Below are 13,819 nucleotides of genomic sequence, written 5' to 3' on the forward strand. Positions count from 1 at the left end.
GCCGGGATCTCGTGCCACGAGCGCATCGCATGAGGCCTGAGATCCCGGCTTTCGCCGGGATGACGGTGGAATGGCTGCGCGCTTTCCCCTCCCACCCTCTTTTGTCAACCCGAAGACCAGTATATGGGCCGCCGATGCATATTCATGGTCTGATCGAGGATAGCACCGCCCTCGCCAATCTCTGTGCCCGTTTCGCCACCAAGCCGTATATCTGCGTGGACACCGAGTTCATGCGCGAAAACAGCTATTGGCCCGAGCTCTGTCTCATCCAGATCGCCGATGACGAGGAGGCTGCGGCAGTCGATCCGATGGGCGGAATCGACATGACGCCCTTGCTCGAATTGATGACCAACAATGAGGAGGTCCTCAAGGTCTTCCACGCCGGCGGGCAGGACATCGAGATCGTCTACAACCTCACCGGCAAGACTCCGCACCCGCTGTTCGACACCCAGGTCGCGGCGATGGCGCTCGGCCAGGGCGAACAGATAGGATATTCGAATCTCGTAGACACCTATCTCGGCATCACTGTCGACAAGGGCGCCCGCTTCACCGACTGGAGCCGCCGTCCGCTCGACAAGCGCCAGATCGATTATGCGATCTGCGACGTCACCTATCTCTCCGAGATCTTCCCAAAGATGCTCGAGAAGCTGCGCAAGACCGGCCGGGGGGCGTGGCTTGATCAGGAGATGGAACGGCTCGCCGATCCCGAGAATTACCACAACGACCCCGACGAGGCGTGGCAGCGCGTCCGCGTCTCGAGCCGCAAGCCCGAAGTGCTCGGCCGGCTCAAGGCGCTGGCCCGCTGGCGCGAAATCGAGGCGCAGGGCAAGGATTTGCCGCGCGGCCGCATCATCAAGGACGAGACCCTCGCCGATCTCGCCGGAACGCCGCCGCGCAAGCAGGGCGATCTTGCCAAGGTCCGCGGGCTGTCGCCGGCATGGGGCGGCAACGATATCGGTGGCCGGCTGATGGCAGCGCTGGAGAGTGCCAAGCCGATGTCGAGCGACGAACTCCCCGCGCGTGACGACCGCAAGCCCGCTTTGGGAAAGGACGGCGCGCTCGTCGCTGACTTGCTCAAGCTGCTGCTCAAGATCCGCGCCAAGGAAATCAACGTCGCCGCCCGGTTGCTCGCCCGCTCGGACGATCTCGAGGCACTCGCCGCCGGAGTGCGCAAGGACCTCTCGATCCTCGAAGGCTGGCGCTTCGAGCAGTTCGGCCGCGATGCGCTCGAACTGGTCGAAGGTCAGCTCGGGTTCACCGTGCGCAACGGAAAGCTCAAGATGACTCGAACCGAGGAGCCGTCATGATCCGCTTTGCCTTCCCGCTCGTCGCCCTCGCCGTCGGTGCCTGCACCTATGACGAGCGCCCCCAAGCCGAGGCGCCGCCCGCTGCAACCGGCAAGTGCGTCGCCGACGGCCTCGGCAGCCTGACCGGCAAGAGTCGCAGCGAAGCGGTAACCAAACAGGCGTTGCGCCTCTCCGGCGCGAAGAACATTCGCTGGATCGCACCCGGCATGGCGGTGACCATGGACTATCGCGAGGACCGGCTGAACCTGGAGGTGGACGAGCACGGCAAGATCGTCCGGGCCCACTGCGGCTGACGCCCGGTGCTTCTGCGAAAGCAGGAACCCGGAGTCGCGGAGTGATTCGTTTGTAATCTTGGCTCCTGCTTCCGCAGGAGCGCGGAAAAGCTAGACCTCCAGCACCGGCGCGCGGCCGAACGCCGCCGCGAGCGCCTTGTGACGCTTCTCGACCGCCTCGCCGTACAACGCCTCGTCGCGCCCTTCGAGCGACAGCGTGAGCGTGCTGTCCTCCAGCGCGATCTGCGAGCGCCTGAGCGGTGCGGCGACGCCGCCGCTCAGCCGCTGTCCCAGCCGAATCGCCAACCCCCAACATCGCGCGCGCGCCAGCGCCTCGGCGTCGGCAAGCGCCGCCAGCGGCTCCGGGCAGCCGACTCCGCCGCCCAAGGCGGTGTACAGCGCCTGGGCGAGCACCGCGCGGCCGGCCGAGTCTATCGCCACCCAATTGCCGTGGAGCGCGATCTCCATGCCGCGCTCGGCGCGGAATTCGGGATTGGCGCGCCAGCCGACATCGGCGAGCAGGCACGCGGCGTGGCGGATCCGGGCGAGCTCGGGCGCGTCGTCGAACAATGGCGCGATCCACGCGTCGATGACGTCGCCATGTTCGGGAAAACGTCCCGAACGATCGCCCTCGTCGCGCGCCGCGGCGATCAGCGGGTCCTCGCGGCGCTGGCTAGGGCTCAGCCGCTGATAGAGCAGCCCTTCGCGTAGCCCATAAGCCGAGACCACGCTGCCGCTGCTGCCGAGATGCCTGAGCACGCTGAGCAGCAACGCCGTTGCGTCGGGCAGCGTCGGGATACGCGCTCCGGAAATGTCGGGGATCGCCTTGAGTTCGGGCCTTGGGATCTCGGCGAGAACCTGCTGCAACTCGGCGACCCGGTCGATTGCGATCGGATATTGATGGACCACCGGCAGCGGATAGCCGGTCTGGTGCATGTCGAGCCGCGCCAATGCACGCCACGATCCGCCGACCAGATAGAGCGGCAAGCCCCTGCCCCGCTCCGTCCAGCCCGATTCGGCGATCAGCCGCGCCACCCGGCGGTCGAGCGCGTCCCTGCCCTCTGCGCGGATCGCGCCGAGCCGCAGGACTCCGAGCGGGAAGGAAACGCGATCGGTGACGGTGCCCGCGACGACCCGCACCAGCTCGAGGCTGCCGCCGCCGAGATCGCCGACCACACCATCGGCGTCGGGAATGCCCGACAGCACGCCCATCCCCGATGCAGTCGCTTCCTCGACTCCCGACAAGAGTTCGACCTCGAGCCCCAGCATCTCGGCGGCGCGGATCAGCTCGCCGCCGTTCGAGGCGTCGCGCACCGCCGCGGTCGCAACGGTGCGCAGCTCGCTCACTTGCATCTCGCGGGCAAGCGCGGCAAACCGCGACAGCGCCGCGCGCGCGCGCTTCAGCCCGGCTTTGTCGATCGCGCCGGTCTCGCTCAGCGCCCGACCGAGCCCGGCCATCACTTTCTCATTGAACAATACCGCCGGCAGCCGCGCCGCGCCTTCATACACGACGAGACGGACCGAGTTCGAGCCGATGTCGATGATCCCGGTGCGAGCCTTGGCGGGCGCGGCCCGTTGCTCCGGCGTGCGAAGGACCGTCGCCATTGCGTCAAACTTCCTTTTTCGCCGAGCGCCGCCGCTTGAGCGACAGCGTGGGGACCGGCTTGCGCTTCTCAAGCGCGGCGCCGCGCCCCGAGAGCGACGGATTGGTCATGAAATAGCGGTGCAGGTTAAACGGCTCGGCGCCCGGTTCGACGCGAACATAGCGGCCGTCGGGCTGAAGCTGCCAGCTCTGCTCATCGTCGAGCAGATTGGCGACCATGACCTGGTCCATCACCTGGTCGTGCACCGTCTTGTTGAGAATCGGCAACATGAACTCGACGCGGCGATCGAAGTTGCGCGGCATCCAGTCCGCCGACGAAATGAACATCCTGGCGCCGTCGCCGGGCAAGCCCTTGCCGTTGCCGAACGCCCAGATCCGGCTGTGCTCGAGGAAGCGCCCGACGATCGACTTGACCCGGATATTCTCGGAAAGGCCGGGCACGCCGGGGCGCAGGCAGCAAATGCCGCGGATGATCAGGTCGATCTCCACCCCCGCGGCACTCGCTTCGTAGAGCTTCTCGATTACCGCCGGGTCGACGATCGAGTTCATCTTGGCCCAGATCGCGCCTGGCTGGCCCGCACGGACGTGGCCGATCTCGGCATCGATCAGGGCGACCAGCTGGTTGCGCAGGTCACGCGGGCTCAGGCTGAGCAATTCGAGCGACGCAGGCTCGACATAGCCAGTGACGTAATTGAACAGCTGCGCCGCATCGCGCCCCACCTTGGGATCGGCAGTGAAGAAGCTGAGATCGGTATAGATACGCGCCGTAATCGGGTGATAATTGCCCGTGCCGAAATGGCAGTAGGTGCGATATTGTCCGCCCTCGCGTCGCACGACCATCGAGACCTTGGCATGGGTCTTCCAATCGATGAAGCCATAGACCACCTGAACACCGGCGCGCTCGAGCGCGGTGGCCCAATACAGATTCTGCTCCTCGTCGAACCGGGCCTTGAGCTCGACTACCGCGGTCACCGATTTACCGGCCTCGGCTGCGGCGATCAGCGCGTTGATCACCGCGGGCTGCTTGCCCGCGCGATAGAGCGTCTGCTTGATCGCGATGACGTCGGGGTCGCTCGCTGCCTGACCGAGGAACGAGAGCACTACGTCGAAGCTCTCATAAGGGTGGTGGACGACGAAATCCTTGGCCCGGATCGCCGCGAAGCAATCGCCGCCATATTCGCGGACCCGTTCGGGAAAGCGCGGCGAATACGACGTGAACTTCAGATCGGGCCGGTCTTCTTCGACCAGCATCGAAAGATCGCCGATACCGATGAAGCCCCCGGTCTCGGTGAGCAGCGCCTCGATCCCGCCCAGCTCTTCCTTGAGCACCGCCTCGAGCTCGGGCGCCATGCCGTCCTCCATCTCGAGACGGATGACACGGCCGCGGCGACGGCGCTTGATCGCCGAACGGAAGGTGAGGACCAGATCCTCGGCCTCCTCCTCGATCTCGATGTCGCTGTCGCGCAGCACCCGGAACGCCGCCGAACCGAGCACGTCGTAGCCGGGGAACAGCAAATGGGTGAAGCGCTTGAGCAACACTTCGACCGCGACATAGCGCGCCGGCTCGCCCGGCAGCCGCACGAAGCGCGGCATCGTCGTCGGTAGCAGCACCAGCTCGCGAATCGGCTCGCGATCGGATCGGCGGACGAGGTCGAAGATCACGCTCGATCCCTGGTTCGGAATGAACGGGAACGGATGCGCCGGATCGAGCGCCTGCGGCGTCAGGATCGGGAAGATTTGCTCGCGGAAATGATTCTGCAGCCAGACCTCGGTATCGCCCTCGATCGCTTCGGGCTCGAGGACATGGATGCCGACTTCGTCCAGCTGGGTGCGGATGTCGTGCCACACGCTCTGTTGGCTGTCGGCGAGAATCTCCGCTTCGTCGGAGATCGCCGCCAGCTGCTGCCCGGGGGTCATTCCGTCGGCCGAACGCGCCTCGACGCGCTGGAGCTGCTGCCCCATCAGCCCGGCGACGCGGACCATGAAGAATTCGTCGAAGTTCGAGCCGGAGATCGACAGGAAGCGCAGCCGCTCGAGCAAGGGATGCGCAGGGTTGCACGCCTCCTCCATCACGCGGCGGTTGAACGCGAGCCAGCTCAGCTCGCGATTGAAATAACGCTTTTCCGGCGTGGCCGGTTGATCGGTCATCGAAACGCCCCCTGCGGACTGCTTGCTTGCTGCCTTGGTCATCGCCCTAGGGTTCGTCCGTTTCGGTTATGAGACCATTTGCGGTGAGCACCGCGCGCATCGCCGGGATCGACAGGCGATTGTCCACCGCCTCCATCTCCAGCACGTCGGCAACGCGCAGGATCGCCACATGGCTGCGCTCGATTCTTCTGGCCAGCCAGGCGATCACATCGGGCTTCGCATGCAGCAAATGCCGTTCGAACGCACGCTCGATCAGCTGCGGCATCAACAGATCGTCGGGCGGGCCGAGTTCGAGCAACGGCGACGCCGCAAGCCGCGAACGCAGATCGGGGAGCTTGACCTCCCAGATGGGCGGCGTCGCTTCGGCTACGATCAGCAGCGGCCGTCGTTCCTGCTGCGCCTGGTTCCAGGCGTGGAAAACTTCCGTCTCCCCGGCACGATCGGCATCGTCGAAGATCCGCCCGCCGCTCTTCACCGCGAAGATCCGCGCCAGCAGGCTGCGCCCCGATTTGCGCGGGCCGACCAGCAGCGCCGACATCACCGGCCACGTCGCCCAATGTTCGAGCTGGTGGACAGCGCGTGCGTTCGATTCGCCGACAAGAAATTCCGTCTCGCGCGCCTCGGGAAGTCCGAGCGGCAGGCGCAGCTGGCTCATTTGCTCGCCGGGGTGCTCGTGGCCTGGGGCGATGGCGAGGCGGCGGGCGTTCTCGTGGCCCCGCCACGCCGGATGAGGAGCACGCCAGGGCCCTCCTGCACCTGCCAGCCGCGCGCCTCGAGCGCGGCACGAAGGCCGCCGATCGCACCGTCATAGCCGACCCGCATCACCGAAATGCCGCCCAGAGCGAGACTGGTCGTCACTGCTGATCGCACTCCCGGCACCCCACGCACCGCCGATTCGGACGCAGTGAGCGCGCCCGCGCTTGGCGTATCGACCTGCACGGTGAAGCTCGCGGTCGCGGTGCTGCTGGCGCTCGGCGTTGGCGTAGGGGTTGCCTCGGCGGCGGCGGCCGCTTCGGCTGCAAGTTCCTCGGCGGTCTTCACCCGCGGCGGACGGACGGCAAGCAGCGCGTCGGGACGCAACAGGCCCGAAGCGAGCGCCTTCTGATAGGCCTGATCGAGCCGCAGGATACCCGCATCGAGCAGAGCGTCCAGCGAATCGCCATTGTCGACTCGCAGCGCGAAGCTGGCGATCGGGCGTTTGTCCGGCCCGTGATTGGCGGCAAACACGCCGACGATTGGCCCGCCCGGATATTCGCGGCGCAGCTGGACTTCGGCGACGAGCACGTCCGACGCACCATATTGGTCGAGCACGACGCGCCACCAGTTACGCCCGCGCCGCAGCGTCTGCCCGGCGTTGAGCAACATGGCGTCGGGGCCGGCGCCGCGCAGCCGGACATAATCGATCGTGCTGCCGCCGCTCCTGAAGCGGTTCCACGCCCGCGACCACGCGGTCTCGCGCTCGAACACCCGGCCGACGCCGCCCGAAAATTCGAGCGGGACCAGCAGCATCGGCGCCGAGCGAGTCACTGCCGTCGAGACCCCCAGAATGGCGCCTGCCTTGTCGCGATCGAACAGCACGCCGAGCCGCGCAATGTAACGCAACGGCCCGATCTGCTCACGCTCGACGACGATTCCGGTGACCAATGCGTCGAGCGCCGAATCGCTGAGCGTGGATTTCTTGCCGGTGAGCCGCTCGGACAGCATCTCCCAGCCCTTGCGCTGCGCGATCCGCCAGCCGCCTTGCCGCGCCGCGTCGGCATTCTTGCCGGTCACGTCGACCTGGACGCCCGAAACCTCGAAGCTGCCCGAGGCGTCGATCGGCACCGCGCTGGCGCCGCCGCCCTCGCCTTGCGCCATCACCACGCCCGCCCCCGCAAGGGCGAGCGCGCCGGCAATACCGATGGTGAGCGAAATCCGGGACAGCTGCATGCGGCGGCCCTTTTGGCGAAGCGGACGCGGAAATCCAAGCGGAAGTATCCCCACAGGGTACTTTCGTGCTTCGTCTCGGCCCTTCCGCCGGGGTGACGAAAGCGGAAGTCGGCGCTAAGCGGCTCCGCATGAGCGAACCCAAAGGTTACACCTACGCCCAGGCGGGCGTCTCGATCGCGGCCGGCAATGCGCTGGTGCGCGCCATCGGCCCGCTGGCCAAATCCACCCGCCGTCCCGGCGCCGACGCCGCATTGGGCGGGTTCGGCGGCGTGTTCGACCTCAAGGCGGCAGGATTCACCGATCCGCTGCTCGTCGCCGCGAACGACGGCGTCGGCACCAAATTGAAGCTCGCGATCGAGCATGACGCGCATGACGGCGTCGGGGTCGATCTCGTCGCGATGTGCGCCAACGATCTGATCGTTCAGGGCGCCGAGCCGTTGTTCTTCCTCGATTATTACGCCAGCGGCAAACTCGTGCCCGAGACTGCCGAGCGGGTGATCGCCTCGATCGCCGAGGGCTGTCGCCAGGCCGGCTGCGCACTGATCGGCGGGGAGACCGCCGAGATGCCGGGCATGTATGCCGAGGGCGATTACGACCTCGCGGGCTTCTGCGTCGGCGCGGTCGAGCGCGACCAATTGCTCGACGGCAGCGCGATTCGCCCCGGCGACGTGCTGCTCGGATTGGCTTCGACCGGCATTCATTCCAACGGCTTCTCGCTCGTCCGTCGACTCGCCGCCGACAAGGGCTGGAAGCTCGACCGGCCGGCGGCATTTGATCAGGACGTCATTCTGCTCGACGCGCTGATGGCGCCGACGCGGATTTACGTCGCGAGCCTGCTCCCGCAGCTGCGCAAGGGCAATATCCGCGGCCTCGCCCACATCACCGGCGGTGGCCTGCTCGAAAATGTCCCGCGCGTGCTCCCCGAAAACTGCCACGCGCGGATCGACGCGGCCGCGTGGCCGCTTCCCCGGCTGATGGCGTTTCTGCAGGCGCAGGGGAATATCGAGCCCGAAGAGATGGCGCGCACTTTCAATTGCGGGATCGGCATGGTCGCCGCGGTGGCGGCGGAGAACGCGGAGGCGGTCGCTGCAGAGCTGGCCGAGGCCGGCGAAACGGTATTCCGCATCGGTACCGTCGAGGAAGGTCCGCGCGGCTGCACCGTGTTCGGCTCGACCGAGACATGGAGCGCGCGTGCCGACTGGAGCGCGACTCACAATGATTGATGCTCCAATCGGGGTGGCGCGATGACCGGACGCAAGAAGCTCGGCATCCTGATCTCCGGTCGCGGCTCCAACATGGCGTCGCTGGTCGAGGCCTCGCGCGCCGACGACTGCCCCTATCAGGTCATCCTCGTCGCCAGCGACAAGCCCGAAGCCGCCGGCCTTGCCTGGGCGCGTGCGCAAGGCGTCGCCACCTTCGCCCAATCGCCCAAGGGCATACCCAAGCCCGAATATGAGGCGAAGATCGACGCCGCCCTGCGCGAGGCCGGCGCCGAATATATCGCGCTCGCTGGCTATATGCGCTTGCTGTCGGACGATTTCGTCGCGCGCTGGCGCGGCCGGATCGTCAACATCCACCCCTCGCTGCTGCCGAAATACAAGGGCCTCGACACCCACGCCCGCGCGTTGGCGATGGGCGACGCCGAGGCCGGCTGCTCGGTGCATATCGTCACCGAGGAGCTCGACGGCGGCGAGATCCTCGGTCAGGCGCAGGTGCGGATCGAAGCGCGCGATACCGTGGAGACGCTCGCCGCGCGCGTGCTCGCCGAGGAACATCGCCTCTATCCCCGGGTTGTCGCGGAATGGCTGAACCGCTGATCCCGCTCGATCAGGTCCGCGCGCTCGCGCTCGACCTTCCCGAGACCGAGGAACGCGTCAGTCACGGCCAGCCGACCTTCTTCGTCGCCGGCAAGATGTTCGCCCAGTTCCGCCACGATCATCACGGCGACGGCCGCACCATCGTCGCGGTCAAGACCGCCGATGCCGACGAGGCGCGGATGCTGATCGAGGCGGCGCCCGAAAATTATTCGCGTGTCGCTTATTTCCAGGCCGAATGGGTCGGCCTCGCGATCGGCCGCGACGACACCGACTGGGCGCACGTCGGCGATCGCATCGCGCGTAGCTGGGAGCTCGCCGCGCCGCGCCGCCTGCTCGAAGCCGGCGGGCGCTGAAGGAACGCCCACCACGCCACCGAGTTCTCCCTCCGTCGGATCGAGAGGGAACGCCAACATGACTTCACCACAAGGCCCCGAAGCCAAGCCCGGCGTCGCCAGCGCCGAACAGGGCCTGGTATTGCTCGACGGTCCCGACGGCACCGCGGTATCGATGACTCCGGAAGCGGCCGAGGCCACCGGCCGCAGCCTGATCGCCGCCGCCGAGGAGGCGCGCCAGACACATGGCAACCAGACCGATAGCGAAGCGCATCCGAGCTAACCCCTTGCCCCGCCCCCATTGGCCCCGCGATAAGGGGCGCAGATGATAAAAGTCGCCAGCTACAATATGCGCAAGTCGATCGGCACCGATCGCCGGCGCCGGCCCGAGCGCACGCTCCAGGTACTTTGCGAAGTGAACGCCGACGTGATCGCGCTGCAGGAGGCCGATCGGCGCTTCGGCATGCGCGAGGCGGTGCTCACCGGCCATCTGCTCGCCGAGCATGGCGACTGGAAGGCGATCCCCTTCGGCATGCGCGCACGCTCGATGGGCTGGCACGGCAATGCGCTGCTGGTGCGCAGGGACGCGGAGATCCTCAGTTGCGAGGCGCTCCATCTGCCCGCGCTCGAGCCGCGCGGCGCGGTGATGGCCGAAGTCCGGGTACGCGGACAGGTGCTACGCATTGTCGGCATGCATCTCGATCTGTCGGGGCTGTGGCGTCGCCGCCAGGCGCATGCGATCATGGCCCATGTCGAATCGTGCGCCCGTCAATATCCCACCGTGCTGATGGGCGACCTCAACGAATGGACTCCGCAGAGCGGCTGCCTGCGCGACTTCGCCCAGCATTATCAGTTCGCTGCCACCGGCAAGAGCTTCCACGCCCGCCGGCCGATGGCGCGGCTCGATCGTATCATGGTCAGCCACGATCTCGTGATCGACGCCGCCGGCGTGCATGAAAGTCTGAATTCGCGCACCGCCTCCGATCATCTGCCGATCTGGGCGACGGTCCGGCCCGCCTGATGACCGCTACCCGCGACAAGGAGCTGCGGCTCGCGCTCGTCTGCTATGGCGGGATCAGCCTCGCCGTCTACATGCACGGAATCACCAAGGAGATCTGGCGGCTCGCCCGGGCAAGCTGTGCCGCGCGCGAGGGCGAGGACTGCAATGGCGTCTATCGCCTGTTGCTCGACGAGATCCGCGAAGCCTCGGGGATCAACCTGCGCGTGCTGGTCGACATCCTCTCGGGCGCCAGCGCCGGCGGGATCAACGCAGTGTTCCTCGCCCAGGCGATCGCCACCGGCCAGTCGCTCGATCCGCTCACCGATCTGTGGATTCAGCACGCCGACGTCGAGGCATTGCTCGAGCCGCGGCAGGCACCATCGCATCGTTTCGCCAAGATCTGGGCGACGCCGATCGCGTGGATCGTCGCCAATCGCAGCAAGACGATCCACGAAACCGTCGATCCGATCGCGCGCGAGGAAGTCCGCCTCAAGCTCGAGCATTTCGTGCGCTCGCGCTGGTTTGAGCCACCGTTCGGGGGCAAACGCCTGCTCGGCATGCTGCTCGATGCCTTCGATGCGATGGCGGCGGGCCCGCGCTACAAGCGCCTGCTCCCGCAGGGGCAGCCGCTCGACCTGTTCGTAACCGTCACCGATTTCCGCGGCCACCCCGAGGAGCTCCGTCTCAATTCGCCGCCGCATGTGATCGAGACCGAGCACCGGCTGGTTTTCCACTTCAGCGATCACGGTGCCGAGGGGGCAGCGTTCGCCGATCCCGCCGGGCTGGCCTTCGCGGCGCGCGCGACGTCGAGCTTTCCCGGCGCCTTCCCCCCGGCGACGGTCGAGGAAATGGACAGTTTCCTAACCGAACGCGGTACCCCTTGGCCGGATCGCGACGAATTCCTCGAATCGGTGCTGCCGCAGCAATGGTCGGACAACCGCGCCGAGAAGGCAGTCCTGATCGACGGTTCGGTGCTCGCCAATGCGCCCTTCCGCCCTGCGATCGACGCACTGCGCGAGCGCCCGGCGCGTCGTCAGGTCGATCGTCGCTTCGTCTTCGTCGATCCCGCGCCCGGAGTGCGCTTCGATTTTTACGGCACGCCGCAGGAGACGCCCGGCTTCTTCCAGACGATCATCGGGGCACTTTCCGAATTGCCACGCGAGCAGCCGATCCGCGACAATCTCGAAGCGATCTCGGCGCGCTCCGACCGGATCGAGCGGATGCTGGCGATCGTCGCCGAGATCCGCACCGAAGTGGAGACACAAGTAGAATCGCTCTTCGGTTATACTTTGTGGCTCGATTACCCGACGCCCAAACGGCTAGCCAGCTGGCGCCGCCGCGCACAGGTCGCCGCGGCCGCCAAGGCGGGATACGGCCACACCGCTTATGGATTGCTCAAGGTCGACGGCACGATCGATCGCATCGCGCGGCTGCTCTACACGATCGGCGATCGCCACGTCCCCGAACGGCTGCGCGAAATCCGGGCGGCAGTCGCGCATGCGGTGCAGGCGCGCGGCGGCGATCGCTTCGGCGCCACCTTGTCCAACGGCGCCAGCCCGCAGACGCTCGAATTCCTGCGCGCGCACGATCTCGGCTTCCGTATCCGGCGACTCCGGTTGCTCGCGCGGCGGCTGACCGAAATCGATTTGCCGAGAACGCATGCCGAACTGCTGCCGATGCGCGAGGCGATCTACGAATCGCTCGCCGGCTATCTCGAGCTCAAGCGCACGGACACCTTTGCCGATCTCCGCGGCGCGGTGCGCGAAATGACCGGCGATGCCGGGCCGGTGCTCGATCTGGTCGCCGAGCGGATGCAATTGAAGGCGCTCGATCAGGCGACCGACGCCCGGCTTTCGGTCGGGTTCAGCGCGCTGTCGAAGGATCTGCGCCGCCCGATGCTGCTCGCGCATCTCGGCTTCCCGTTCTTCGACATCGCCACTTTGCCTTTGCTCCAGGGGGAGGGCATGGACGAGTTCGATCCGATCCGCGTCGACCGCATCTCCCCCGACGACGCCACCACCATCCGCACCGGCGGCGCCCACGCGACGCTCAAGGGCATCCAGTTCAACAGCTTCGGCGCCTTCTTCAGCCGCGCCTATCGCGAGAACGACTATCTCTGGGGCCGCCTCCACGGCGCCGACCGGCTGATCGACATCGTCCTGTCGGCCTTGCCGGTCGCGGATCGTCTATCCGAAGCGCGAGTGGCGGAGATCAAGCGCAACGCCTTCCACGCGATCCTCGACGAAGAGGAGGAACGGTTGAAGGCGATCCCGGGGCTGTTCGCGGAGCTGCGGACGGAGATCGGCTGAACTCCCTCTCCCATCGGAGAGGGAGAGTTGGCAATGCCCGGCGCCCGGCCTAGTGTTGCTCCATTCTTATCAGGAAAGGGAAGGCATGCGGTTTCTGAAGGTGCTGTTCTGGCTGTTGCTGGGCGGCCTCGTCGCGGCCTTTGTGATCTACAATGGCGACGAGCGCGTCGATATCCGCCTGTGGGGCGGGCTCGTCGCCGATTTCAGCCTGCCTTTGCTGCTGATCATCACTTTCCTGCTCGGTCTGCTGCCGGCGCTGGTCGCCTATCAGACCTTGCGTTGGCGCTCGCGCCAGCGGCTCGCCGGGCTCGAACGCGCGCTTGCCGATCTGCGCGCAGTGGCTCCCGAGCCCGCGGTTGCGATCGCCACTTTCCCCGCCCCGCCGCTGATCGCGGATCCGCAGTCATGAGCGCGCCGCTCTACGTCGCGCTGGACACGCCCGACATGGACCGCGCCAAGGCGATAGCGCAGCGCGTCCGCAATCATGTCGGCGGGATCAAGCTCGGGCTCGAATTCTTCATGGCCAATGGCCGCCACGGCGTGCGCGAGATGGCTGAGGTCGGGCTGCCGATCTTCCTCGATCTCAAATTCCACGACATCCCCAATACTGTCGCCAAGGCGATCCAGGCATTGCGCCCGCTCGAGCCGGCGATCCTCACCGTTCACGCCGCCGGCGGCCGCGCGATGCTTGAGGACGCCAAGGCCGCGGCGCCGAGCGGCACCAAGGTCGTCGCCGTGACGATGCTCACCAGCCTCGACGATCGCGATCTCGTGTCGATCGGCCTCAGCCCCGATCCGCACGAACAGGTGGTGCGCCTCGCCGAGCTCGCCAAATCGGCGGGCGTCGACGGGATCGTCTGCTCGGGTGAGGAAGTCGCCGCAGCGAAAAAGGCCTGGCCGCACGGCTTCTTCGTCGTGCCCGGCGTGCGCCCCGCCAACGGCGTGATCGGCGATCAGAAGCGCGTCGTCACGCCGCGAGCGGCGCTCGATGCCGGCGCCTCGATCCTCGTCGTCGGCCGGCCGATCACCCAGGCCGAAGATCCGGATCAGGCGGCCCGCGACATCGAGGCGACCTTATAGCGGACGCATAACAGGAGGGGTA

At 66.9% G+C, this 13,819-nt stretch carries 14 protein-coding genes; 10 read left to right on the forward strand and 4 right to left on the reverse strand.

Annotated features, from left to right (window positions below; genetic code table 11):
* Positions 1 to 134 precede the first annotated feature (134 nt).
* The gene (rnd, locus tag CVN68_RS04970) at positions 135 to 1,307 is read left to right on the forward strand and encodes a ribonuclease D (RefSeq protein ID WP_100281224.1); all 1,173 of its coding nucleotides are present in this window, start codon (positions 135 to 137) and stop codon (positions 1,305 to 1,307) included.
* Positions 1,304 to 1,600 carry an I78 family peptidase inhibitor gene (locus CVN68_RS04975; protein WP_100281225.1) on the forward strand — a complete coding sequence of 99 codons (297 nt, stop codon included), beginning with the start codon at positions 1,304 to 1,306 and terminating at the stop codon, positions 1,598 to 1,600. Before rnd ends, CVN68_RS04975 begins: the two co-directional genes overlap by 4 nt.
* Before the next feature lie 90 nt (positions 1,601 to 1,690).
* Here CVN68_RS04975 and CVN68_RS04980 read toward each other — a convergent pair whose 3' ends face one another.
* From CVN68_RS04980 to CVN68_RS04995, 4 genes are read right to left on the reverse strand one after another with little or no spacing between them, the layout of a single operon-like run.
* Complete coding sequence (locus tag CVN68_RS04980; protein ID WP_100281226.1) at positions 1,691 to 3,184, reverse strand: Ppx/GppA family phosphatase; 1,494 nt, start codon at positions 3,182 to 3,184, stop codon at positions 1,691 to 1,693.
* Between the two features lie 4 nt (positions 3,185 to 3,188).
* Positions 3,189 to 5,330, reverse strand: a complete 2,142-nt coding sequence (locus tag CVN68_RS04985; RefSeq protein WP_233503584.1) for an RNA degradosome polyphosphate kinase — start codon at positions 5,328 to 5,330, stop codon at positions 3,189 to 3,191.
* A 46-nt stretch (positions 5,331 to 5,376) separates the two neighbouring features.
* The gene (locus CVN68_RS04990; RefSeq protein ID WP_100281228.1) at positions 5,377 to 5,985 is read right to left on the reverse strand and encodes a P-loop NTPase family protein; all 609 of its coding nucleotides are present in this window, start codon (positions 5,983 to 5,985) and stop codon (positions 5,377 to 5,379) included.
* Complete coding sequence (locus tag CVN68_RS04995) at positions 5,982 to 7,259, reverse strand: hypothetical protein (RefSeq protein WP_100281229.1); 1,278 nt, start codon at positions 7,257 to 7,259, stop codon at positions 5,982 to 5,984. Before CVN68_RS04995 ends, CVN68_RS04990 begins: the two co-directional genes overlap by 4 nt.
* Positions 7,260 to 7,387: 128 nt before the next feature.
* Between CVN68_RS04995 and purM the strand changes: the two genes are divergently transcribed.
* The 8 genes from purM to pyrF all read left to right on the forward strand — a co-directional run bounded on the left by purM (position 7,388) and on the right by pyrF (position 13,797).
* Positions 7,388 to 8,482: a phosphoribosylformylglycinamidine cyclo-ligase gene (purM, locus tag CVN68_RS05000; RefSeq protein WP_100284212.1), complete on the forward strand. Its 1,095-nt coding sequence runs from the start codon at positions 7,388 to 7,390 to the stop codon at positions 8,480 to 8,482.
* A 21-nt stretch (positions 8,483 to 8,503) separates the two neighbouring features.
* Positions 8,504 to 9,076, forward strand: a complete 573-nt coding sequence (gene purN, locus CVN68_RS05005) for a phosphoribosylglycinamide formyltransferase (protein WP_100281230.1) — start codon at positions 8,504 to 8,506, stop codon at positions 9,074 to 9,076.
* On the forward strand, positions 9,061 to 9,429 hold the full coding sequence (locus CVN68_RS05010) for an MmcQ/YjbR family DNA-binding protein (protein WP_100284213.1): 369 nt from the start codon (positions 9,061 to 9,063) through the stop codon (positions 9,427 to 9,429). Before purN ends, CVN68_RS05010 begins: the two co-directional genes overlap by 16 nt.
* A gap of 58 nt (positions 9,430 to 9,487) precedes the next feature.
* Complete coding sequence (locus CVN68_RS05015) at positions 9,488 to 9,691, forward strand: hypothetical protein (RefSeq protein WP_100281231.1); 204 nt, start codon at positions 9,488 to 9,490, stop codon at positions 9,689 to 9,691.
* A 42-nt stretch (positions 9,692 to 9,733) separates the two neighbouring features.
* A complete protein-coding gene (locus tag CVN68_RS05020; protein WP_100281232.1) occupies positions 9,734 to 10,429 on the forward strand; it encodes an endonuclease/exonuclease/phosphatase family protein in 696 nt (231 codons plus the stop codon).
* Entirely contained in the window at positions 10,429 to 12,717 is a 2,289-nt protein-coding gene (locus tag CVN68_RS05025) for a patatin-like protein (protein WP_100281233.1), read from the forward strand. Before CVN68_RS05020 ends, CVN68_RS05025 begins: the two co-directional genes overlap by 1 nt.
* An 85-nt stretch (positions 12,718 to 12,802) precedes the next feature.
* The gene (locus tag CVN68_RS05030; protein WP_100281234.1) at positions 12,803 to 13,126 is read left to right on the forward strand and encodes a LapA family protein; all 324 of its coding nucleotides are present in this window, start codon (positions 12,803 to 12,805) and stop codon (positions 13,124 to 13,126) included.
* Positions 13,123 to 13,797 (forward strand): orotidine-5'-phosphate decarboxylase, encoded by a 675-nt coding sequence (gene pyrF / locus CVN68_RS05035; protein ID WP_100281235.1) that lies wholly within the window; start codon positions 13,123 to 13,125, stop codon positions 13,795 to 13,797. The genes CVN68_RS05030 and pyrF overlap by 4 nt, the downstream gene beginning before the upstream one ends.
* The last annotated feature ends 22 nt before the right edge of the window (positions 13,798 to 13,819 follow it).

It is taken from the genome of Sphingomonas psychrotolerans, from assembly GCF_002796605.1.
Lineage (GTDB): Bacteria > Pseudomonadota > Alphaproteobacteria > Sphingomonadales > Sphingomonadaceae > Sphingomonas > Sphingomonas psychrotolerans.

Bases quoted from the DNA above. Each gene is read 5' to 3' on its own strand.
- CVN68_RS05025 (WP_100281233.1), top strand. From the start codon at position 10,429: ATGACCGCTACCCGCGACAAGGAGCTGCGGCTCGCGCTCGTCTGCTAT.
- CVN68_RS05030 (WP_100281234.1), top strand. From the start codon at position 12,803: ATGCGGTTTCTGAAGGTGCTGTTCTGGCTGTTGCTGGGCGGCCTCGTC.
- rnd (WP_100281224.1), top strand. From the start codon at position 135: ATGCATATTCATGGTCTGATCGAGGATAGCACCGCCCTCGCCAATCTC.
- CVN68_RS04990 (WP_100281228.1), bottom strand. From the start codon at position 5,985: ATGAGCCAGCTGCGCCTGCCGCTCGGACTTCCCGAGGCGCGCGAGACG.
- CVN68_RS05015 (WP_100281231.1), top strand. From the start codon at position 9,488: ATGACTTCACCACAAGGCCCCGAAGCCAAGCCCGGCGTCGCCAGCGCC.
- CVN68_RS05020 (WP_100281232.1), top strand. From the start codon at position 9,734: ATGATAAAAGTCGCCAGCTACAATATGCGCAAGTCGATCGGCACCGAT.
- CVN68_RS04995 (WP_100281229.1), bottom strand. From the start codon at position 7,259: ATGCAGCTGTCCCGGATTTCGCTCACCATCGGTATTGCCGGCGCGCTC.
- CVN68_RS04985 (WP_233503584.1), bottom strand. From the start codon at position 5,330: ATGACCGATCAACCGGCCACGCCGGAAAAGCGTTATTTCAATCGCGAG.
- CVN68_RS04980 (WP_100281226.1), bottom strand. From the start codon at position 3,184: ATGGCGACGGTCCTTCGCACGCCGGAGCAACGGGCCGCGCCCGCCAAG.
- CVN68_RS04975 (WP_100281225.1), top strand. From the start codon at position 1,304: ATGATCCGCTTTGCCTTCCCGCTCGTCGCCCTCGCCGTCGGTGCCTGC.
- pyrF (WP_100281235.1), top strand. From the start codon at position 13,123: ATGAGCGCGCCGCTCTACGTCGCGCTGGACACGCCCGACATGGACCGC.
- purM (WP_100284212.1), top strand. From the start codon at position 7,388: ATGAGCGAACCCAAAGGTTACACCTACGCCCAGGCGGGCGTCTCGATC.
- purN (WP_100281230.1), top strand. From the start codon at position 8,504: ATGACCGGACGCAAGAAGCTCGGCATCCTGATCTCCGGTCGCGGCTCC.
- CVN68_RS05010 (WP_100284213.1), top strand. From the start codon at position 9,061: ATGGCTGAACCGCTGATCCCGCTCGATCAGGTCCGCGCGCTCGCGCTC.